The 20749-nt window shown below is 73.6% G+C and carries 16 protein-coding genes; 10 read left to right on the top strand and 6 right to left on the bottom strand.

Annotated features, from left to right (window positions below; all coding sequences use genetic code 11):
* Positions 1–2 precede the first annotated feature (2 nt).
* From AC3CH1_RS26370 to AC3CH1_RS26360, 3 genes are all read left to right on the top strand, one after another.
* Positions 3–572: a hypothetical protein gene (locus AC3CH1_RS26370; protein ID WP_488465195.1), complete on the top strand. Its 570-nt coding sequence runs from the start codon at positions 3–5 to the stop codon at positions 570–572.
* A gap of 183 nt (positions 573–755) precedes the next feature.
* The gene (locus tag AC3CH1_RS26365) at positions 756–1793 is read left to right on the top strand and encodes a rod shape-determining protein (protein WP_361877061.1); all 1038 of its coding nucleotides are present in this window, start codon (positions 756–758) and stop codon (positions 1791–1793) included.
* Positions 1794–1842: 49 nt separating this feature from the next.
* Positions 1843–3390: a sensor histidine kinase gene (locus AC3CH1_RS26360; protein WP_488466739.1), complete on the top strand. Its 1548-nt coding sequence runs from the start codon at positions 1843–1845 to the stop codon at positions 3388–3390.
* Positions 3391–3448: 58 nt separating this feature from the next.
* Here AC3CH1_RS26360 and AC3CH1_RS26355 read toward each other — a convergent pair whose 3' ends face one another.
* Positions 3449–3880, bottom strand: a complete 432-nt coding sequence (locus AC3CH1_RS26355; RefSeq protein WP_030078115.1) for an Lrp/AsnC family transcriptional regulator — start codon at positions 3878–3880, stop codon at positions 3449–3451.
* A 127-nt stretch (positions 3881–4007) separates the two neighbouring features.
* Between AC3CH1_RS26355 and AC3CH1_RS26350 the strand changes: the two genes are divergently transcribed.
* The 3 genes from AC3CH1_RS26350 (at position 4008) to AC3CH1_RS26340 (ending at position 8386) form a co-directional block, all read left to right on the top strand.
* Positions 4008–5231: a nitrate/nitrite transporter gene (locus tag AC3CH1_RS26350; protein ID WP_488465194.1), complete on the top strand. Its 1224-nt coding sequence runs from the start codon at positions 4008–4010 to the stop codon at positions 5229–5231.
* A 193-nt stretch (positions 5232–5424) separates the two neighbouring features.
* On the top strand, positions 5425–7047 hold the full coding sequence (locus tag AC3CH1_RS26345) for an acyl-CoA synthetase (RefSeq protein WP_488465193.1): 1623 nt from the start codon (positions 5425–5427) through the stop codon (positions 7045–7047).
* On the top strand, positions 7037–8386 hold the full coding sequence (locus tag AC3CH1_RS26340; protein ID WP_488465192.1) for a carboxyl transferase domain-containing protein: 1350 nt from the start codon (positions 7037–7039) through the stop codon (positions 8384–8386). Before AC3CH1_RS26345 ends, AC3CH1_RS26340 begins: the two co-directional genes overlap by 11 nt.
* 76 nt (positions 8387–8462) lie before the next feature.
* Here AC3CH1_RS26340 and AC3CH1_RS26335 read toward each other — a convergent pair whose 3' ends face one another.
* Positions 8463–9728: an MFS transporter gene (locus AC3CH1_RS26335; RefSeq protein ID WP_488465191.1), complete on the bottom strand. Its 1266-nt coding sequence runs from the start codon at positions 9726–9728 to the stop codon at positions 8463–8465.
* Between the two features lie 207 nt (positions 9729–9935).
* Positions 9936–10556, bottom strand: coding sequence for a TetR/AcrR family transcriptional regulator (locus AC3CH1_RS26330; RefSeq protein ID WP_488465190.1), 621 nt, complete (start codon positions 10554–10556; stop codon positions 9936–9938).
* 100 nt (positions 10557–10656) lie between these two features.
* On the opposite strand from AC3CH1_RS26330, the gene AC3CH1_RS26325 reads away from it, so the two are divergent.
* On the top strand, positions 10657–11397 hold the full coding sequence (locus AC3CH1_RS26325) for an SDR family NAD(P)-dependent oxidoreductase (RefSeq protein ID WP_488465189.1): 741 nt from the start codon (positions 10657–10659) through the stop codon (positions 11395–11397).
* 172 nt (positions 11398–11569) lie between these two features.
* Entirely contained in the window at positions 11570–12613 is a 1044-nt protein-coding gene (locus AC3CH1_RS26320; RefSeq protein WP_488465188.1) for a LacI family DNA-binding transcriptional regulator, read from the top strand.
* On the opposite strand, the gene AC3CH1_RS26315 is transcribed toward AC3CH1_RS26320, so the two are convergent.
* Genes AC3CH1_RS26315 through AC3CH1_RS26305 form a run of 3 tightly spaced genes read right to left on the bottom strand, consistent with a single transcriptional unit; the run spans position 12597 to position 16047 of the window.
* Positions 12597–13307 (bottom strand): sulfite exporter TauE/SafE family protein, encoded by a 711-nt coding sequence (locus tag AC3CH1_RS26315; RefSeq protein WP_398064492.1) that lies wholly within the window; start codon positions 13305–13307, stop codon positions 12597–12599. The genes AC3CH1_RS26320 and AC3CH1_RS26315 overlap by 17 nt on opposite strands.
* A complete protein-coding gene (locus tag AC3CH1_RS26310) occupies positions 13304–14722 on the bottom strand; it encodes an amidohydrolase family protein (RefSeq protein WP_488465187.1) in 1419 nt (472 codons plus the stop codon). The genes AC3CH1_RS26315 and AC3CH1_RS26310 overlap by 4 nt, the downstream gene beginning before the upstream one ends.
* A complete protein-coding gene (locus tag AC3CH1_RS26305; RefSeq protein WP_488466738.1) occupies positions 14719–16047 on the bottom strand; it encodes a uracil-xanthine permease family protein in 1329 nt (442 codons plus the stop codon). Before AC3CH1_RS26305 ends, AC3CH1_RS26310 begins: the two co-directional genes overlap by 4 nt.
* An 823-nt stretch (positions 16048–16870) precedes the next feature.
* Between AC3CH1_RS26305 and AC3CH1_RS26300 the strand changes: the two genes are divergently transcribed.
* Positions 16871–18331 carry a xanthine dehydrogenase small subunit gene (locus AC3CH1_RS26300; protein WP_488465186.1) on the top strand — a complete coding sequence of 487 codons (1461 nt, stop codon included), beginning with the start codon at positions 16871–16873 and terminating at the stop codon, positions 18329–18331.
* Positions 18331–20748 carry a xanthine dehydrogenase molybdopterin binding subunit gene (gene xdhB, locus AC3CH1_RS26295; RefSeq protein WP_488465185.1) on the top strand — a complete coding sequence of 806 codons (2418 nt, stop codon included), beginning with the start codon at positions 18331–18333 and terminating at the stop codon, positions 20746–20748. Before AC3CH1_RS26300 ends, xdhB begins: the two co-directional genes overlap by 1 nt.
* Position 20749 lies beyond the last annotated feature (1 nt).

The following is a 20749-nucleotide window of genomic DNA, read 5'->3' as shown; positions in this document are numbered from 1 at the left end:
GCATGACCGCTCCCGCCCCCTTCGGCCCCCTCCAGTTCCAGCTCGTCCTGCTGCGCCGGATGGCCGACCACCAGCCCGGTCTGGTCGAGGAGGCCCGGCATGAACTGAGCGCCTCCCTCGCCGACATGCGGGAGGCCAACCGCCGCTGGCAGGCCATGGTCCGGGCGCCCCGGGGGCGGGGGTCGCTGCGGCGCTACCGCTCGGTGCTCGGCGAACCGGAGACGGTCCTGCCGCGCCGGGTCGGGGAGCTGGAGTGCGAGGCGCTGCTGTGGCCGGTGCCGCTCTGGCCCGACCTGCGGTTCGAGGTGATGGCCGGGCCCGGCGGGGCCGTGTGGAACGAATGGCTGGTGCGGGCCCCGGGCGCGGCCGGGCCGGAGCTGACCTCTCCGGACGCGCTGCTCCCGTGGTCGTGCACCGTGGACGAGGCGGCCCGCGCCTTTCCCCCGGCCCGGCCGATGGAGGGCAGCGCCCCGACCCGGTGGTCGCTGGCCCTCACCGACCCGGCCACCGGCGGGGAGCGGGTGGCGGAGTTCACCTGGGGCCTGTTCCAGCGGCTGCTCCCGGCCCGCTGACCCGGCGGCTGCTTCCGGCCCTCTGACCCGGCGGCTGCTTCCGGCCCGCCGGACTGAGGAGCCGTCAGCTCCGGTCCCCTTACGGCGCAGCTCAGCGCGCGCGACGGGCCGGAGGGCGCGACCATGCAAGGAGCGACCGGCTGCCGCCGGTGCCCACCGTCCGCGCTCTCGGGAGAACCCGCCGTGACCGTCAGCCTTGAGCAGTTGCAGCGTTGCCACGTCGCCGTCGATCTCGGGGCCGCGAGGACCCGGGTGTACGTCAAGGGGCTCGGCCTCGTCGTCGACGAACCGAGCGTCGCCGCCGTCAACACCCGTACCGGCTCCCTCATCGCCGTCGGTGCGCTCGCCGAGCAGATGACCGGCCGCACGCCCGAGTACATCCGGGTGGCCCGCCCGGTCTCCGGCGGCACCGTCGTCGACATCGAGATGGCCCAGCGGATGCTGCGCCATCTGCTGGGCGACAAGCTCCGCCGCCAACTGCGCCGCAAGCCCCGGCTGCGCGCCGCAGCCTGCACCCCGCACGAGGCCGACCCGCTGGCCCAGCGCGCCACGGTGGAGACCCTGGTCGGGCTCGGCGCCCGCCGGGTCGAGCTGGTGGACACCCTGATCGCGGCGGCCGTGGGCTGCGGGCTGCCGGTCGAGCAGCCGACGGCGACCATGATCATGGTGTGCGGGGCCGCCACCACCCAGATCGCGGTGCTCTCGCTCGGCTCGATCGTGACCGCCGTCCGGATCCCGGTGGGCGGCAACGCGATCGACGAGGCGGTCATCCAGCATCTGCGCCAGCGGCACGAGCTGGTGCTCCCCAGCCAGTCCGTGCGCCCGCTCCAGCTGGCGCTGCACGGCAACGGCCTCCAGCTGACCGGCCCCGCCCTCACCGAGATCCACGGCCGCGACGTGGCGACCGGGCTGGCCCGGTCGGTGCAGGTCGACACCGCCGCCGTACGGCAGGCCATCCACACACCGCTCACCGCGGTGCTCGACGGGGTGGGCAAGGTGCTCCGCGACTGCCCGCCGGACCTGGTGGCCGACCTCGCGGACCGGGGCATCATGATGGTGGGCGGCAGCGCGCTGCTCCCGGGCCTCGACCAGATGCTGCGCGACGCGACCGGGATGCCGGTGCACATCGCGGAGCGTCCCGACGTCTGCTCGGTGCTCGGTCTGGGCGCGATGCTGGACGGCAAGATCCAGCCGATGGTCCTCAACCCGCTGGCGGGGTGAGCGCGTCGGCCGGGACGGGGCGGTGGAACGGCCGACGCGGGCGGCGCGGATGAAGGGGCCCGTGGAGCCCGGCCCGGCCGCCGCCGGGCGGCTGCCGATGCTCCTGGAGGCGGTCCTCAACGTCGGCAGCGACCTGGAACTGGGCTCCACCCTCCAGCAGATCGTGGACACCTCCACCGCCCTCACCGGGGCCCGCCACGGTGCGCTCGGCGTGCTGGACCCGGACCGCGACCGGGTCGAGGAGCTGTACACCGCCGGGCTGACGGAGGCGGAGCGGCAGCACCTCGACCTCTTCCCGGACGACTCGTCCGCGGGTCCGGCCGCACTGGTCGAGGAGGACCGGCAGGACCGTCCCCCCGGCGGTCCCCCGGCGCGCGGCTTCCTGCGGGCGCCGATCCTGGTCCAGACCGAGGTCTTCGGGCATCTCTGTCTCGCCGAGAAGCCGTCGGGGCCGTTCGGCGACACGGACCGGGCCCTCCTGCGGGTCCTCGCCGCCCAGGCGGGCATCGCGATCGGCAACGCCCGGCTGTACGGGACGGCCCGGCAGCGCGAGCGCTGGATCACGGGAGCGGCGGCCGTCACCACGGCCCTGCTGACCGGGACCGACGCGGCCGACGCGCTGATGACGGTGGCCGAGCGGGCCCGGGTGCTGGCGGGCGCCTCGGCCGGGGTGATCCTCCAGCCGACGGAGGAGGGCGGGATGGAGATCGTCACCGCGTCCACGCCGGACGATCCGGCGGGCATCGTCGGCGCGGTGATCGAGCCCGGCTCCGCGGTGCTGGTGCAGCTGCTCGGCGGCGAACCGGTCTTCATCGAGGACTCGGCCACCGATCCCCGGATGACCACCGGCGTACGCTCCCGCTTCGGGCCGAGCATGATGCTGCCGTTGCAGAGCGGCGGGCGGCTCATCGGCACGCTCGCCCTGCCCCGGCGGCGCGGCGAACGGCCCTACACGGAGATGGACAAGCTGCTGGCGACTCAATTCGCCTCGCAGGCGGCGCTGGCCCTGGTGCTGGCGGACGCGCAGGCCGACCGGGAGCAGCTCGCGGTGTACGAGGACCGCGACCGGATCGCCCGTGACCTGCACGATCTGGTGGTCCAGCGGCTCTTCGCCACCGAGATGATGCTGGAGTCGACCCGCCGCCGGGCTGCGTCGGAGGAGGCCGGCGGCGGGGAGGCGGAGACCGGTGAGCTGCTGGGGCGGGCCGTGGACGAGCTGGACTCCACCATCCAGGAGGTCCGCACCGCGATCTTCGCGCTCCAGCAGCCGCCGGCCGGGGCTCCGAGCACCTTCCGGGGCCGGGTGCTGCGGGAGACCGGGGGTGCGGCGGCCCTGCTGGGTTTCCCGCCGTCGGTGCGGTTCGCGGGGGCGGTGGACGCGCTGGTGGGCGAGGAGACGGGGCGGGAGCTGCTGGCCGCCCTGCGCGGGGCGCTGGCCGCCGCGCACCGCAGGCCCGGGGTGTCGGCCATCGAGGTGGAGGTGGACGCCACGGTCCGGCTGCCGGACGGGCGGACCGGGGTGCGGCTGGTGGTCGCGGACGACGGGCGCGGCGAGGACGGCCGTCCGACGACGGTGACCTGGCAGGCCCCGGCCTGACCTGACCCGGTGATTCCGGCGGCTTCGGCGGTCCGGTGGTTCCGGCGGCTTCGGCGGCTCAGTGCTTCGGGGCCGCCCGCAGGGCGATCCGGGTGTTGGAGTGGGCGATGCCCGCCTCCCGTTTCAGGCGGCGCAGCAGGGTGTCCAGCGCCCCGGGGTCGGCGGCGGTGGCCCGTACGAGGTAGTCGTGGCCGCCCGTCACGTGCACCACTTCCGTGATTCCGGGCAGCATCAGCACCGAGCGTTCGAACTCCTCGTTCGTCGTGTCGAGCCGCAACGTCACATCGATGAAGACGACCAGGCCCGAACGGGTGTCGGCGGCCGGGTCGACGATGACGGTGAAGCCCCGGATGACCCCGTCGCGGCGCATCCGGCGGACGCGGTCGCCCGCCGCGTTGGCGCTGAGCCCCACGCGTACGCCCAGATCCCGGTACGAGATCCGGGCGTCCTCCTGGAGAATGCCGAGGATTTCCCTGTCCAGCCGATCCATACCGCGATTGTCCCAGTTCGCGGCGGTATCGGCTGGGGGAGACCGCCGGGAGCGCCGGGCGCCCGCTGTCCCCCGGTCGGCGCAGCCCGGCGGGCCGTGCGGTGCCCAGAGTCCTTGACTGGCTGGTGTGGACACTTCCGTCAAGCAGTCTCCCGAGCCGCCCGCCCCGGTGACAGCCGCACCTCCGGCGGCCGCGTACCGCAATCTCGTCCTCGCGACGGTCGGCTTCGCGCTGACCTTCTGGGCGTGGAACCTGATCGCGCCGATGTCCGCGGAGTACAAGGACCGGCTGGGGCTCAGCTCGTTCCAACAGTCCTTCCTGGTGGCCGTGCCGGTGCTCGTGGGGTCGCTGGGCCGGATCCCGGTGGGGGCGCTGACGGACAGGTACGGCGCGAAGCTGATGTTCCCGCTCGTGTCGGCGCTGACGGTCGTGCCGGTGCTGCTGCTGATCCCGGCGAAGGACTCCTACGGGGCGATGCTCGCGGTCGGCTTCCTCCTGGGGCTCGGCGGAACGACGTTCGCGATCGGCGTTCCGCTGGTCAACTCGTGGTTCCCGCCCGCCAAACGGGGCTTCGCCCTGGGGGTGTTCGGGATGGGCATGGGCGGGGTCGCGCTGTCGGGCTACTTCACCCCGCGCATCGCGAAGCACGGCGACAACCTGCCGTTCCTCGTGGTCGCGGGGGCGCTGGTGGTGTACGCGCTGGTGGCGGCCGTCCTGGTCAGCGACCACCCCGGCCGCAAGATCCCCACGGACACGCTGGCACACCGGCTCGGCGAGGCCGGGAAGCTGCGGGTGACGTGGGAGCTGTCGGCGCTGTACGCGATCGGCTTCGGCGGCATCGTGGCGTTCGGGGTGTATCTGCCGACGTACCTGAAGACCTGGTACGAGATGTCGCCGACCGAGGCGGGCACCAAGGCGGCCGGGTTCGCCCTGGTCACGGTGGTCTTCCGGCCGATCGGCGGCTGGCTCTCGGACCGGGCGCACCCGGCGCTGGTGACCTCGGTGGCCCTGCTGCTGGCCGCGCTGATGGCGATCGTGCAGGCCTTCGAGCCGCCGCTGAACCCGGTCGGCACGATCGCGCTGCTGGCCATGGCGGCCGGGCTCGGCACCGCGAGCGGCAGTGTGTTCGCCCTGGTCTCGCAGGTGACGCCGCAGCCGAAGGTGGGCAGTGTGACGGGCATCGTCGGGGCGATGGGCGGGCTGGGCGGTTTCGTGCCGCCGCTGGTGATGGGCGCGATCTACAGCGCCAAGGACAGTTACGCGATCGGCTTCATGCTGCTGTCCGATCTGGCGCTGGCGGGGTGTGTGTACGCGTACGGGCGGATGCGGTCCGTCCGGCGCGAGGAGTGAGGCCTCCGGGTACGGAGGAACGGCCGCCGCCGTCCACGTACCCCCTCCGGGCCGCACAGGACGCGTCGGTCGGTGCCGCGTTCAGCGACGCGGCGGGCAGCACGGATCCTTCGCGGACCGGCCCGGAGTGACGCCGCCCTCATCGGCATCCGGGCCCGGGCGGGGCCCGGCCGGAAGCCCTAGGCTTCCCGGCGTGACCCTCCTTCTTCCCGCGCTCCACTCCCCCACCGGCCCGGCGGCCTCCCGGGAGGCCGTCCGCTTCGGTGACCTGTCCCTGACCTACGGCCGGCTCGCTGGAGCCGCCGACGCGCTCGCCGCCCGCATCGCGGACGCGGGCCGGGTCGCCGTCTGGGCCACCCCGACCCCGGAGACGGTGATCGCGGTGGTGGCGGCACTGCGGGCCGGAGTCCCGGCCGTGCCGCTCAACCCCCGTACCGGAGAAAGCGAGTTGGCGCACATCCTGGCCGACAGCGCACCCACGGCCGTACTCGCGGGACCGGACGACGCGCTGCCGCCCGCGCTGGAGAAGCTGCGGCGCGTGACCGTGGACGCGCGGGCGACAGGCGCTCTGGCGGAGGACTCGGCGGGCGGGGCCCCTCCGGCCGGGGAGGACACGGAAGCCACGGCGGGCGGGGCTCGTCCGGCCGAGGAGGAGCCGGAGGCCACGGCGGGCGGGGCCCTTCCGATCGAGGAGGACCCCGAGTCCCCCGCGCTGATCGTCTACACCTCCGGCACCACCGGCCCGCCCAAGGGCGCCGTCCTGCCCCGGCGGGCCGTCGCCGCGTCGCTGGACGCGCTGGAGGACGCCTGGGGGTGGACCGGTGACGACGTCCTGGTCCACGCGCTGCCGCTGTTCCATGTGCACGGGCTGATCCTGGGCGTCCTCGGCCCGCTGCGGCGCGGCGGCTCCGTCCGCCACCTGGGGAGGTTCTCGCCCGAGGGCGTGGCCCGTGAGCTGGCCTCCGGCGGCACCATGCTGTTCGGGGTGCCGACGATGTACCACCGGCTGGCGGAGGTGCTGGACGGCCCCGCGGGCGGGCGCGGACACGACTCCCCCGCGCCCGGACACGGCTCCCCGGCGGACGACGGCGGACGGGACGCACTGGCCGGGGCACTGGCCGGAGCCCGGCTCCTGGTCTCCGGCTCGGCGGCGCTGCCCGTGCACGACCACGAACGCATCGCGGCGGCGACCGGGCGGCGGGTGATCGAGCGGTACGGGATGACCGAGACCCTGATGAACACGGGGATCCGGGCGGACGGCGCCCCGCGCCCCGGCACGGTGGGCCCGCCGCTCGCCGGGGTGGAGCTGCGCCTGGCGGAGGAGGACGGCACGGTGCTCGGCGAGCCGGGGGCGATCGGCGAGATCCAGGTCCGGGGCCCGAACCTGTTCACCGGCTACCTCAACCGGCCCGACGCCACCGCCGCCGCGCACACGGCGGACGGCTGGTTCCGTACGGGGGACGTCGGCACGGTCGACGAGGACGGGTACGTCACGATCGTCGGGCGCAAGGCCACCGACCTCATCAAGAGCGGCGGCTACAAGATCGGCGCGGGCGAGATCGAGAACGTGCTGCTCGCGCACCCCGGCGTCCGGGAAGCCGCCGTGACCGGCGAGGAGGACCCGGACCTGGGCGAACGGGTCGTGGCCTGGGTGGTCGCGGCCGACCCCGGCTCCCCGCCCGCCGCCGAGGAGCTGGCGGACCATGTGGCGGCCCAACTGGCCCCGCACAAGCGCCCGCGCACCGTGCACTACCTCGACGCCCTGCCCCGCAACGACCTGGGCAAGATCATGAAGAGGTCGCTCCATGCCCGCTGACTCCCCCGCCCGGGCGACGGCCCGGGAGACGATCGCCCTGCTCACCGGCGCGGCGGGCTTCACCGAGCACCGCCCGCCGTCGCACCCCCTGCCGCCGGACGGTCCGCTCGGCTGGGCGGGGTACGACGCGGCGCGGGAGCGGGCCGGAAGACGGACCGGCGAGGAGGAGTCCGTGGTGTACGGCACCGGGGTCGTCGGCGACCGCGCGTGCGTGCTGCTCGCCTTCGAGTTCGGTTTCCTGGGCGGCTCGTTGGGCCGGTCGACGGGCGACCGGCTGGCGGCCGCGTACGAGCTGGCCCTGACCCGGCGGCTGCCCCTGCTCGCACTCGTCGCCACCGGCGGCAGCCGGATGCAGGAGGGGATGGTCGCGCTGACCCAGCTCCAGCGGGTGGCCGCCGCCTCCACCCGGCTGCGCGCGGCCGGGCTCCCGCAGATCGCGGTGGTCCGCGACCCGACGACCGGCGGCGGCTGGGCCACGGTGGGGGCGGGCGCCGACGTGGTGCTGGCGCTGCCGGGCGCGCAGGTCGGCTTCGCCGGTTCCCGGGTGCGGCCGGCGGACGCGGATCCCCAGGCGTACAGCGCCGAGGGGCAGTTCGCGGCGGGCCAGGTGGACGCGGTCGTCCCGCCCGGTGAGCTGGCCCGGGCGGTGACGCACTGGCTGCGCGCGCTCGGCCCGCACGGCGCGCTCCCCGCCGCCCCGTTGCCCCGGGCGCTGTCGGCGGCCCGGCTTCCGGAGACCGGGCGGGAGGCGGTGGCGGCGGCCCGCGCCCCTGGGCGACCTCGTGCGGAGGCGTACCTGGCCGACTACTTCGCCGCCCGGCTCCCGCTCCACGGTGACCGGTGCGGTGGTACGGACCCGGGGCTGCTGTGCGGCTTCGGGCTGCGCGCGGACGGGCTGCCCGTCGCGTACGTCGCCCAGTGCGGGACGCCGACCCGCCCGGCCGGGTACCGCGCGGCGGCCCGGACCATCCGGCTGGCGGACCGGCTCGGCGTCCCCGTCCTCACCCTCATCGACACCCCCGGCGCGGCCAACGACGCCGAGGCGGAGCGGGCGGGCGCGGGCGCGGCCATCGCGGACGCCTTCGCGGCCGTCGCGGCGGCCCGGGTGCCGGTGACGACGCTGGTGATCGGCGAGGGCGGCTCGGGCGGGGCGCTGGCCCTCGCGGCGCCGGACGACACCCATGTCACGGCGGACAGCTACTTCTCCGTCATCGCCCCGGAACTGGCCGCCGCGATCCTCAAGCGACCGCCGTCGGAGACCGGCGCCACCGCGGACCAGCTGCGGTTGCGCCCGCAGGACCTGCTGGAGCTCGGGTTCGCCCGCTCGATCGTGCGCTGAGCGGGCGGCGCCGCCCGGACCTCCGGTCGGGGTCCGGGCTACGGGTCGGGGTCCGGGCTACGGGTCGGGGTCCGGGCTACGGCTGTGGGTCGTGGGCGTCGTAGCGGGCGAAGGCGCGCCACTTCAGCGCGAGCAGGGCCACGCCGGTCACGCACAGGACGCCGCCGCCGGTGACGGCGACGGCGGGGGTGGCGAGGTCGGCCACCGAGCCCGCCAGGAAGTCCCCGAGTCGGGGGCCGCCCGCCACGACGACGATGAAGACGCCCTGGAGCCGGCCGCGCATCTCGTCGGGCACGGCCGCCTGGAGCATCGTGTTCCGGAAGACCATGGAGATGGTGTCCGCGCATCCGGCGAGCGCCAGGAACAGCAGCCCCAGCCAGAGGTTGCGGGTGAGCCCGAAGACGGCGATGGCGACGCCCCAGGAGCCGACGGCCAGCAGGATCGCGAGCCCGTGCCGCCGGATCCGGCCGAGCCAGCCGGAGAACACGCCGCCGAGCAGCGCGCCGAGGGCCGGGGCCGCGACGAGCATGCCGGTGGTCCGGGCGTCGCCCCCGTACCAGAGGACGGCGACGACCGGGAAGAGGGCGCGGGGATGGGCGAGGACCATCGCGCACAGGTCGGTGAAGAAGGTCATCCGCAGGTTCGGCCGGGTCCCGAGGAAACGCAGCCCGTCCAGGACGGAGGCCCGCTTGCCCGTGCCGCCGTCCTGCCGCTCGGGCAGCATCGAGGGCAGCCGCCACATCGCGTACAGGGAGGCGGTGAAGCAGACGGCGTCCAGGGTGTACGCGGAGCGGTAGCCCCACCAGCCGACGATCAGGCCTCCCAGCATCGGCCCGACGAGCATGCCCGTCGTGCTGGTGATGGAGTTCAGCGCGTTGGCGGCGGGCAGTTGGTCGGCCGGGAGCAGCCGGGCCATCATCGAGGCGCGGGCCGGTGCGTTGAGGGCGAAGCAGACGGCCTGGAGGGCGACGACCGCGTACAGCAGACCGACCCGTTCGACGCCCACGGCCGTCGCCGCCACCAGGACGACGGACAGGAGGAACGATCCGGCGGCGCTGAACAGGCCGAGCTTGCGCCGGTCGACGGTGTCCGCGACGGCCCCGCCGTAGAGCCCGAAGACGACCAGCGGCACGAGTGAGCAGAACCCGATGAGCCCCACGGAGAACGCGGACCCGGTGATGTCGTAGACCTGGAGCGCGACCGCCAGCGACGTCATGCCCTGGCCGATCCAGGAGACGGTGTTCCCGAACCAGAGCCGTCGGTAGTCGGGCGAGAGCCGCAGCGGGGTGAGGTCGGCGAATATGGGGGCGCGGCGCCCGGGCGGTTCGGTCGTTTCGGTCACAGGGGATGGTAGCCGCGCCCGCCGCGGGGCCACCCGCCTCCCCGGGGCCATCCCCCGCCCTCAGCTCGCGGTAGGGCCGGAAACGCACGGGAGAAGCGCAGCGCGGACGGCCGGAAACGCACGGCAGTAGCGCCTCGCGGGCGGCCGGAAACGCACGGGAGTAGCGCCTCGCGGACAGCGCCCGGATCCGATTCCGCCGGGTGCCCCTCAGTGCTGTCCGGCCGGCTGTCGCACCAGGGAGTCCCACAGGGCCACGGCGTGGTCCACGGTGGAGCGGAGCCGTTCCAGGGGCACGCCGTCCCGGGCCTCTATCGACAGCCCGTGCAGGAGGGTCGCGTAGAAGGCGGCGATCGCGCGGACGTCCGTCCCCGGCTCCAACTCGCCCTCCTCCACGGCCCGCACCAGCCGCTTCTCCAGCTCCGCGACCGAGGTCCGCCGCCACCGGGCCAGGTGGTCGGCGACTTTCCTGTTCTGGTGCGAGCAGTTCGTGGCCGACAGCACGATCATGCAGCCGCTCGGGGTCTCCGGGTCGGTGAAGGTGTCGATGTTGCCGCGCAGCATCGCCTCCACCGCGGCCCGCGCCGTGGGCGCCTCGCGCAGCGCGCGGTTGGTCGCCGAGCCCGCGGTGCGGTCGTAGAGCGCGACGGCCTCGCGGAACAACTGCTCCTTCGAGCCGTAGGTGTTGTACAGGCTGGCGGAGTTGATGCCCATGACGGCGGTCAGGTCCGTGAGCTTCGTGCCCTCGTAACCGAGCTCCCAGAACGTCTCCATCGCGCGCCGCAGCGCCGCGGCCCGGTCGAACGCGCGCGGTCGGCCTCTTTCGGCCATGTCTGCCTCCTCGGGGATGGGTTGACCCTTGGTCATCCTGCCTGTTTAGTATTTCTGGATCGTCCGACCCAGAACTCAACTCTAGCGTGAATGGAGCGAGATGCCTCAGCTTGCGGGCAAGGTGGCACTGGTGACCGGGGGAAGCCGCGGCATCGGTGCCGCGACCGCCCTCCGACTGGCGGAGGAGGGCGCGGACGTCGCCCTGACGTATGTGAACGCGGCCGACAAGGCCCGGGAGGTCGTCGAGGCGATCGAGGCGCTCGGACGCAGGGGCCTGGCCATCCGGGCCGACAGCGCGGACCCCGCGGCCGTCGTCCGGTCCGTCGAGCGGACCGCGGCGGAGCTCGGCCGGCTCGACATCCTGGTAAATAACGCCGGCGTCTTCCCCTACGGCCCGATCGAGGGCGTGACACTGGAGGAGATCGACCGCACGCTGGCCGTCCACGTGCGCGCCGTCTTCCTGGCCACCCAGGCGGCCATCCCCCACCTGGGACACGGCGGCCGCGTCATCAGCATCGGCAGCTGCTGGGCCAACCGCGTGCCGGTCCCCGACGTGACGCTGTACGCCATGAGCAAGTCGGCGCTGATCGGCTTCACCAAGGGCCTGGCCCACGACGTGGCGTCCAAGGGGATCACCGCGAACATCGTGGACCCCGGGCCCACCGTCACCGACATGAACCCGGACGGCACCGAGGAGGCCGAGGAGGAGCGGCTGAGGACCGCGGCGAAGGTGCTGGGCGCGGGGGCCGACACCGCGAAGGCCGTGGCCTTCCTCGCCGGCCCGGACGCCCAGTGGATCACCGGCACCTCCCTGGCGGTCGACGGAGGCTACACCGCCTGAGCCCAGGGCCGTCGGAGGGCGACGAGGAACGGCGTCGGAGGGCGACGAGGAACGGCAGGAGGAAGCCACGGTGCGCCGGTGCCGGTGGCCGTTCCGCTGCCGGACTCCGCTCGGGGAGGCCGGTGGGCGAAGATGGGGTGCCCCGTCCTCAGCCCGCAAGGAGTGTCCGTCGATGCCACCCTCCGGTCCCGGCTCGCGGCCACCGACGATCGCCGATGTCGCGCGGCTCGCCGAGGTGTCGCGTACGACGGTCTCCCACGCCCTCAACGGGATCGGCAAGGTCGATCCGCGGACCAGGGAACGCATCAAGCGGGTCGCCGCCGAGCTCGGCTACCGGCCCAACCTCCGGGCCCAGCGGCTGCGCCGGGGGGAGGCGAAGGCCATCGCGCTCGCCTCCTCGATGCCGTTCGCGGTGGCCGGTGGACCGTCGCGGCTCGGGTTCTACATGGAGATCGCCGCCGCCGCCGCGGAGAGCGCGTTGCTGCACGGTTACGCGCTGGTGCTCGTACCGCCCGTGCAGTCGGGGTCCGCGCTGTACTCCGTCGACATCGACGGCGCCATCGTCGTCGAGCCGGACGTGAACGACGCCGCCGCGGCGCAGTTGAGGGAGCGGGGCCTGCCCTACGTGTCACTCGGCAGGCCGGTGTCGCCGGACGACACGTCGCCGTACGTCGATCTGCGCGGCGGGCCGGTCGCCGAGTTGCTGTTCGCGCATCTGCGCGAGCAGGGCGCCCGGCGGCCCGCGCTGATCGTCGGCTCCGGATCACGCCACTCGTCGGTCGACGCGCTCGCCGCGTACGAGCGGGTCGCCGAGCGGTACGGCTGGGAGCCCGTCGTGGCGAGCGCCCCGGAGGCGGGCGGCGAGCAGGCCGGGTACGAGAGTTGTGCCGCCCTGCTGGCCGAGCACCCCGAGACCGACGCGGTCTGCGCGCTGGTGGACGCGTTCGCGGTGGGCGCGGTGCGGGCGATCCGGGACAGCGGGCGGACCGTACCGGGCGACGTCATGGTCGTCACCCGCTACGACGGGCTGCGTGCGCGCACCTGCGAGCCGCCGCTGACCGCCGTGGACCTTCATCTGGACCGTGCGGCGGCAGCCGCGGTGGAGCTGCTGCTCGGCCGGCTGCGCGGGGAGGGCGCCGCCGCCACGGTGGCGACGGCGCCCGAGCCGCGGGTCGTTCCGCGCGCCTCGTCGCTACGGGTCACAGCCCGAGCATGAGCACCAGACCGGAGACCAGGGCGAAGACGAGGACGCACAGCCGCATGCGGCGCGCGTCCAGCCGGTGGTGCACCAGCCGGCTCAGCCACGCGCCCACGGCGATCACCGGCAGCAGCGCCACCGCGAGACCCAGGTGTCCGGGCTCGCCCTCCCCGGTCGCGAACAGCAGGCCCAGCGAGGCCACTTCCCCGACGAGGAAGCAGGCGGCGACGGTCGAGCGCAGTTCCGCGGGCGGCCGGTGCTGGTAGACGAGCGCGAGCGGGGGGCCGCCGACGCCGGTCGCGGTCTCCGTGAGTCCGGTCACCACGCCCGCCCCGAGGTAGGCCGCCCGGCCGGGGGTGAAGGCGGGGGCGACCAGGCTCACGACCGCGGCCAGCACGGTGGCGATGCCGACGAACAGGCCGATGCTGCGGTCGGGGATCAGCCAGAGCAGCGCGAGCCCGGCGGGCGTGGCGGCCAGCCGGGCCCCGGTGATCCAGCCCGCGCCACGCAGGTCGATCGAGGCACGCTCGCGCCAGGCGACGTAAAGGTTGAGCGGGATCATGGCCGCCAGGACGAACACCGGGAGCAGACCGGGGTCGAGGATCCCGGCCACGGGCGCGACGATCAGGGCGAAGCCGAGACCGCTGCTGCCCTGGACGAACGCGGCGACGGCCACCGTGACGGCGAGGACCACGAGAGCTTCCGTACTCACCGTGCGGTGCTCCCCTGCCGTGCCGCCGTGGACGTGGGGTGTACGCGGGTGATGGGCGCTCTCCCGACGGCTGTACGGGCCAGTTCGGCCGCGTGCCGCACGAAGGCGGGGCCGTCCCAGTCGGTGGGCCGGCCGCGCCAGAGCCGTAGGTCTCCGGCGACGAACACGGCGGTGATCTGGTCGCGGTTGCCCCGGCGTACCAGCTCCCACGGCACGTCCCGGGAGAGTGCCAGCTCGGGGGTGGTGAGGTCGACGAGGAGGAAGTCGGCGGCCAGCCCCTCGGCGACCGTGCCGGTGCGGGCGCCGAGGCCGACCGCGTCGGCTCCGCCGGCGGTGGCGTGTTCGAGCCAGGTCCAGCCGGCGCCGCACGACGAGTCCCCGGTGGCAAGACCGTAGGCGATCCGCTGGGCGAACTCGGCCGCGTCCGCGAGCCGGAACCCGTCGCCGCGGGTGCCGTCGGTGCCGAGCCCGAAGCGGATGCCGCGTTCGGCCATCGCGGTGGCGGGGGCGACGGCGTTGCCCTTCCAGGCGCTGGCCACCGGGTTGTAGCTGACGGCGGTCCCGGTGTCGGCGAGCAGGGTCAGTTCGCGGGGGGTGAGCAAGGTGGCGTGGGCGGCGAGCAGTTGAGGGCCGAGCGCGCCGATGCTGTGCAGGTGTTCGAGCGGGCGCAGTCCGTGCCGTACGAGGGAGCGTTCGACACCGGCCAGGTGCTCGTTGACGTGGATCTGCACGACCGCGCCGGCTTCCGCCGCGAGACGTGCGGTGCGGTGGAGGGTCGTCGAGGTGGCCGCCTCGGGGATCGAGACGGCGAGGGAGGCGTGGACCAGCGGATCGCCGTCGTACCGGGCGAGGTGCTTCTCGGCGCTTTCGAGGACGGCGGTGGTGCTCGCGGAGTCCTCGGCTGCGGTCGCGGGGCCGCCGCCGACGTCGTTGCACACGAGGCCGAGTACGCAGCGGATTCCGGCGTCACGAGCGGCCGACGCGACGATGTCGACGTCCACATCGGCACGCGTACCGGCGTCGGTGACGGTGGTGAAGCCGCCGCGCAGGGCCTCCAACGCCGCCAGTTTGGCCGCGGCGTAGGCCGATTCCTCGTCCAGCGCCCCCTCCAGCGGGACCCAGACCCTGCGGAAGATCTCCGACGGCTCACCGAAGGCGAGCGCGGAGCCGAAACTCTGGGTCAGATGGTGGTGGGCGTCGACGAAGCCGGGCATCAGGAGATGGCCGGGCAGCGTGACGGCGTCGAGGTGCGGGTGCGTACGCGCCAGTTCCCCGGCGGGTCCGACGGCGCGGAAGGAGCCGTCGGCGACGACGACCGCGTAGCCGTCGATCGGCCCTTCAGGCAGCAGCACCGCATCGGGTACGAGGAGAAGCGGGCCGCGGGAGTCGAGGTGGTCGCGGGTGAGCTGGGTCATCGGTCGCTTTCCGTGCGTGAGGTGGTCAGTCGGGCGGCGACACGCGGCCTGACGTGGTGGAACAGGATGTTGAGTACGGCGGCGACGAACGCGCCGACGGCGACGCCGCTCTCGAGGAGGATGCGGACGTTCGGCGGGAAGCCGGCGTACACGCCGGGGATGAGGATCGGCAGCAGGCCAAGCGCCAGGGCGACGGCGCAGATGAACGTGGAGGTGTGCCGGTCCAGGTCGGAACGGCCGAGCATCTGCACGCCGAGCACGGTGATCACCGCGAAGACGACCATCGCCGTGCCGCCGACCACGGCGGACGGGACGACACTGATCGCGCGGGTCACCGGGGCGAGGAACCCGATGACGATGAGCACCGCACCGGCGGCGGCGGTCACGTAGCGGCTGCGGACGCCGGTGACCCGGACGATCCCGATGTTCTCGCCGCTGGTCACCATCAGCGGCAGCCCGAAGAACCCCCCGAAGAGGGAGGTCAGCGCGTCACCGCGGACGGTCTTGGGGACGTCGGTGCGGGTGTCGATCTCCTTGCCGACGGCCTCGGCGTTGATGACCGTCTGGCCGGTGGCCTCCGCCATGGAGGCGAGGCTGTAGAGCATCAGCGGCAGCGCGGCGATCAGGCTGAACTGGGGCGAGCCGAACGGCATCAGCTCCGGCACGCTGACCAGACCGCCTTCGGCCGCGCCGCCGAGGTCGATGCGGCCGAGGAACCCGGCCAGCACCGTGCCGGCGACCAGTCCGAGCATGACCGCGAGTTGCCGCAGGATGCCGGTGAACAGCAGGTAGAAGACGACGGTGCATCCGATCGTCGCCATGCCGAGCGCGAGGTTCGTCGTGTTCGCGAACCCGGGCTCGCCGGGCCGGCCGGTGACGAGGACCGCCCCGACCTTCACCAGGTTGACCCCGACGATGACGATCATGGTGCCGATGACCAGGGCCGGGAAGAACCTGAGCAGCCGCGAGAAGACCGGCAGGACGACGAAGTAGAAGGCCGCGGTGAGAATGACCGCGCCGGTGGCGGTGCGCAGACCGTGCTGCTCGGCGATGGCGATGAACAGGATGAGCGGCGCGCCGCCGGGCAGCATCACGAACGGCAGCTTGGGGCCGAACTTCCACGGCCCCAGCGACTGGATCAGCGACCCGACGCCGGAGAGCACGAACGCCGCGGAGAGCAGGTTGACGGTCAGGCCGGCGTCGAGGCGGAGGGTGGCGCTCATCAGGAAGATCGCCGAGATGGGGGTGGCGGCCATCACGAGGACGTGCTGAATCCCGAAGAGGACGATCCGCCCCACGGGGCGCGACTCGTCGACGGGGTGCACGGCGGGGCGCGGTTCGTCGGCCGAGTGCACGGCGTCGTGCGACTCGTCGGCCGAGTGCACGGCGTCGTGCGACTCGTCGGCCGAGCGCGGGGCGTCGTGCGTGACCGGCTCCGGCGTCGGTGGTTGTTGTTCCGCTCCGGGTGCGGGCTGGCGATGACTGGACACGTTGGAGCTCCATTCGGGCGTGGAGAACGCTCGGACATCAGCCGCGATCCAGCCCCGAACGGAGGGCCAAATCGATTTGGCCAAATCGATTTGGCCGTCAGTATGGGGAGCCCTCGCGACCATCGTCAAGAGCTGCGACGACGGCCCGCACGGCCTTGCCGTGCGGGCCCGCCGGGACAGCGACGCCCCCTGCTCGCTCCCGAGGGGCGCTCACGCGAGGTGAGGTGCGCCGTGCCGGACGGCCTCTTGACCTCTCTGGCGGCAGCAACTACGTTGCCGTGAACCGCCGACCCCCGGCCCTCGAAAGGAGGCGACCAGCTGATGTTCACCTACTCCGACCTCGGTCGCCTCGCCGAGTGCACCGCCTGGGTCCCGGGGCGTATCGCGCACGGCTGCTGAACGCGCCCCCCTTCTCCCGTGCCCTTCCGTGGCACCTCCGTGGCACCTTGCGGCTGCCCCGCTTCGCCGCTTCGCCCCTTTTCTTTCACTTCTTCAGCGGCGCACCGCTGTCGTGCGCCGCTTCGCGCCCGCTCCTCCCCGTGGCGCGCCCGAATCAAGAGAGCTGTCCGACTTTGACGAAGACATTGACGAAGACGTTGACGCAGACTTTGGCGAAGACGATGAACCGGCCCACCGGGCGACGGAACGAAGGCCTGTCGTGACCGCGCCACGCATCACGGTCAACGGGACCGAAGCCCCGATCTCACCGGCCGCGCCCCACACCACGGTGCTGGACTTCCTGCGCGAGCGCGGCCTCACCGGCACCAAGGAGGGCTGCGCCGAGGGCGAGTGCGGCGCCTGCGCGGTCCTGGTCGCCCGTCCCGGGACGAACGAGCCCACCGACTGGGTGGCGGTCAACGCCTGCCTGCTCCCGGCCGCGGCGCTCGACGGACAGGAGGTGGTCACCTCCGAGGGGCTCGCCACCGTCGGCGCGGCCGGCCAGCCGGGCACGCTTCACCCGGTGCAGGAGGAGATGGCGGTCCGCGGCGGCTCCCAATGCGGTTACTGCACACCGGGGTTCGTCTGCAGCATGGCCGCCGAGTACTACCGGCCCGACCGCTGCGCCCACGCGGACCCGGCCGGGGCCGCCGACCCCGAGCACGGGCCGAACGGCTTCGATCTGCACGCGCTGAGCGGAAACCTGTGCCGCTGCACCGGATACCGTCCAATTCGCGATGCCGCGTTCGCCGTCGGCGCGCCCACCGACGAGGACCCGCTCGCCCAGCGTCGTGCCCAGTCCCCGCCCGCGCCGGTCGCCACCGAGTACGTCCGGGACGGCGGCACGTTCCTACGGAGGAACACCCTGGGCGAGACCCTGCGGCTGCTGCGCGAGCGGCCCGGGGCGGTGGTGGTCGCCGGCTCCACCGACTGGGGCGTCGAGGTCAACATCCGTGCCCGCAGGGCGGATTGCGTGATCGCCGTCGACCGGCTGCCCGAACTGCGGGAGCTGCGCGTCGGATCCGACGCCGTCGAGATCGGGGCGGCGCTGACGCTCACCGAGATCGAACGCCGCCTCGACGGCCACGTCCCGCTGCTGGCGGAGCTGTTCCCGCAGTTCGCGTCGCGGCTCATCCGCAACGGCGCGACGCTGGGCGGCAATCTGGGGACCGGCTCCCCCATCGGAGACAGCCCGCCGGTGCTGCTCGCACTGGAGGCGTCGGTGGTGCTCGCCGACGCCGACGGAGAACGACAGGTGCCCCTCGCGGAGTACTTCACCGGCTACCGGCAGAGCGTGCGCCGTCCCGGCGAACTGATCCGCGCGGTGCGCGTCCCGCTGCCGCTGTCGCCGGTCGTGGCCTTCCACAAGATCGCCAAGCGTCGCTTCGACGACATCTCCAGCGTGGCGGTCGCCTTCGCGCTCGACGTCGAGGGCGGGATCGTCCGGAAGGCCCGCATCGGTCTGGGCGGAGTCGCCGCCACCCCGATCCGCGCCCTGACCACCGAGAAGGCCCTGGAGGGCCGGCCGTGGGCGGCGGAGACCGTCGAAGCCGCGGCCCGGGTGCTGCGGGCGGAGGGCACACCGATGAACGACCAGCGCGCCAGCGCCGCCTACCGCTCCGCGATGCTGGGCCAGAGCCTGCTGAAGCTGTACGCGCAGACCACCGAGGCGGTTTCCTGATGAGCCAGCTGTCCCAGCGCCCCGAGAAGCCGGTCGTCGGCGTGTCGATGCCGCACGAGAGTGCCACCCAGCACGTCACCGGCGCCGCGCTCTACACCGACGACCTGGTCCATCGCACGAAGGGCGTGCTGCACGCCTACCCGGTCCAGGTCATGAAGGCCCACGGCAGGATCAGCCGGCTGGACACCGGGCCCGCGCTCGCCGTGCCCGGTGTGGTCCGGGTGCTGACCGGCGCCGACGTGCCCGGTGTCAACGACGCCGGCATGAAGCACGACGAACCGCTGTTCCCCGACACGGTGATGTTCCACGGCCACGCGGTGGCCTGGGTGCTCGGCGAGACGCTGGAGGCGGCCCGGCTCGGGGCGGCGGCCGTCGAGGTCGACCTCGACGAACAGCCCTCCCTGATCGCGCTGCGGGACGCGATCGCGGCCGGAAGCTTCCACGGCGCCCGGCCCGTGATGCTCACCGGCGACGTCGACGCCGGCTTCGCCGACTCCGCGCACGTGTTCTCGGGCGAATTCCACTTCTCCGACCAGGAACACTTCTATCTGGAGACGCACGCGGCACTGGCCCTGGTCGACGAGAGCGGGCAGCTGTTCGTCCAGAGCAGTACCCAACACCCCTCCGAGACCCAGGAGATCGTCGCGCACGTGCTCGGTCTGCACAGTCACGAGGTGACCGTGCAGTGCCTGCGGATGGGCGGCGGCTTCGGCGGCAAGGAGATGCAGCCGCACGGCTTCGCGGCCGTCGCCGCGCTCGGCGCCCGGCTGACCGGCCGGCCGGTCCGGGTCCGGCTCAACCGCACCCAGGACCTGACCATGTCCGGCAAGCGCCACGGGTTCCACGCGGAGTGGAGGATCGGCTTCGACGCCGAAGGCCGTATCCAGGCCCTGGACGCCACCCTGACCGCGGACGGCGGCTGGAGCCTGGACCTGTCCGAACCGGTGGTCGCCCGGGCGCTGTGCCACATCGACAACACCTACTGGATCCCCAACGCCCGGGTCGCGGGCCGTATCGCCAGGACCAACAAGGTCTCCAACACCGCCTTCCGCGGCTTCGGCGGACCCCAGGGGATGCTGGTGATCGAGGACATCATGGGCAGGTGCGCGCCGCTGCTCGGCCTGGACCCGATGGAGCTGCGGGAGCGCAACTTCTACCGGCCGGGGCAGGGGCAGACGACGCCGTACGGGCAGGTGGTCACGCACCCCGAGCGGATCTCCACCGTCTGGCAGCAGGTGTGCGCCGACGGCCGCGTCGCCGACCGGCGGCGGGAGATCGCGGCGTTCAACTCCGCCCACCCGAACACCAAGCGGGGGCTCGCGGTCACCGGGATCAAGTTCGGCATCTCGTTCAACCTCACCGCCTTCAACCAGGGCGGCGCACTGGTCCTCGTCTACAAGGACGGCTCGGTCCTCATCAACCACGGTGGCACCGAGATGGGCCAGGGCCTGCACACCAAGATGCTCCAGGTGGCCGCGACGACGCTGGGCATCGGGCTGCACAAGGTGCGCCTCGCCCCGACGCGGACCGACAAGGTGCCCAACACCTCCGCCACCGCCGCCAGCGCGGGGGCCGACCTCAACGGCGCGGCGGTGAAGAACGCCTGCGAGCAGATCCGCGAGCGGCTGCTCCAGGTGGCCGGTGGCCGGCTGGGGACGAACGCCTCGGACGTGCGCATCGTCGAGGGCGTCGCGCGTGCCCTCGGCAGCGACGGCGAGCTGGCCTGGGACGACCTGGTGCGCACCGCGTACCTCCAGCGCGTGCAGCTGTCGGCGGCGGGCTTCTACCGGACCGAGGGGCTGCACTGGGACGCGAAGGCGTTCCAGGGCTCACCGTTCAAGTACTTCTCCTACGGGGCCGCCGCGGCCGAGGTGGAGGTGGACGGCTTCACCGGCGCGTACCGCGTCCGGCGGGTGGACATCGTGCACGACGTCGGCGACAGCCTCTCCCCGCTGATCGACATCGGTCAGGTCGAGGGCGGTTTCGTGCAGGGCGCGGGCTGGCTGACGCTGGAGGACCTGCGCTGGGACACCGGTGACGGGCCGGGCCGCGGTCGGCTGCTGACCCAGGCGGCGAGTACGTACAAGCTGCCGAGCTTCTCGGAGATGCCGCAGGAGTTCCACGTACGGCTGCTGGAGAACGCCACCGAGGAGGGCGCGGTCTACGGGTCCAAGGCCGTGGGTGAGCCTCCGCTGATGCTGGCGTTCTCGGTACGGGAGGCGCTGCGGCAGGCCGCCGCGGCGTTCGGGCCGCCCGGGGTGAGCGTGGAACTCGCCTCGCCCGCCACGCCGGAGGCGGTGTACTGGGCGGTCGAGGCGAGCCGTCGGGCCGTCCCCTCCCCGAACGGTCCCGCCGGCGACGGGTTCGCCACCGAAGCCGGGACTCCGTCCGGGGCGGCGGCGTTGAGCGGTGCCTGAC

The organism is Streptomyces sp. MGP-P1 (assembly GCF_057766565.1).
Note: the sequence above shows the minus strand (reverse complement) of the source record. Positions and strands in the feature narration are given on the sequence as shown.

What these genes read in the sequence shown, in the direction of transcription:
- AC3CH1_RS26360 (WP_488466739.1), top strand. Translation starts at nt 1,843, where the DNA reads ATGAAGGGGCCCGTGGAGCCCGGCCCGGCCGCCGCCGGGCGGCTGCCG.
- AC3CH1_RS26330 (WP_488465190.1), bottom strand. Translation starts at nt 10,556, where the DNA reads ATGGCCGAAAGAGGCCGACCGCGCGCGTTCGACCGGGCCGCGGCGCTG.
- AC3CH1_RS26355 (WP_030078115.1), bottom strand. Translation starts at nt 3,880, where the DNA reads ATGGATCGGCTGGACAGGGAAATCCTCGGCATTCTCCAGGAGGACGCC.
- AC3CH1_RS26340 (WP_488465192.1), top strand. Translation starts at nt 7,037, where the DNA reads ATGCCCGCTGACTCCCCCGCCCGGGCGACGGCCCGGGAGACGATCGCC.
- AC3CH1_RS26320 (WP_488465188.1), top strand. Translation starts at nt 11,570, where the DNA reads ATGCCACCCTCCGGTCCCGGCTCGCGGCCACCGACGATCGCCGATGTC.
- AC3CH1_RS26370 (WP_488465195.1), top strand. Translation starts at nt 3, where the DNA reads ATGACCGCTCCCGCCCCCTTCGGCCCCCTCCAGTTCCAGCTCGTCCTG.
- xdhB (WP_488465185.1), top strand. Translation starts at nt 18,331, where the DNA reads ATGAGCCAGCTGTCCCAGCGCCCCGAGAAGCCGGTCGTCGGCGTGTCG.
- AC3CH1_RS26310 (WP_488465187.1), bottom strand. Translation starts at nt 14,722, where the DNA reads ATGACCCAGCTCACCCGCGACCACCTCGACTCCCGCGGCCCGCTTCTC.
- AC3CH1_RS26325 (WP_488465189.1), top strand. Translation starts at nt 10,657, where the DNA reads ATGCCTCAGCTTGCGGGCAAGGTGGCACTGGTGACCGGGGGAAGCCGC.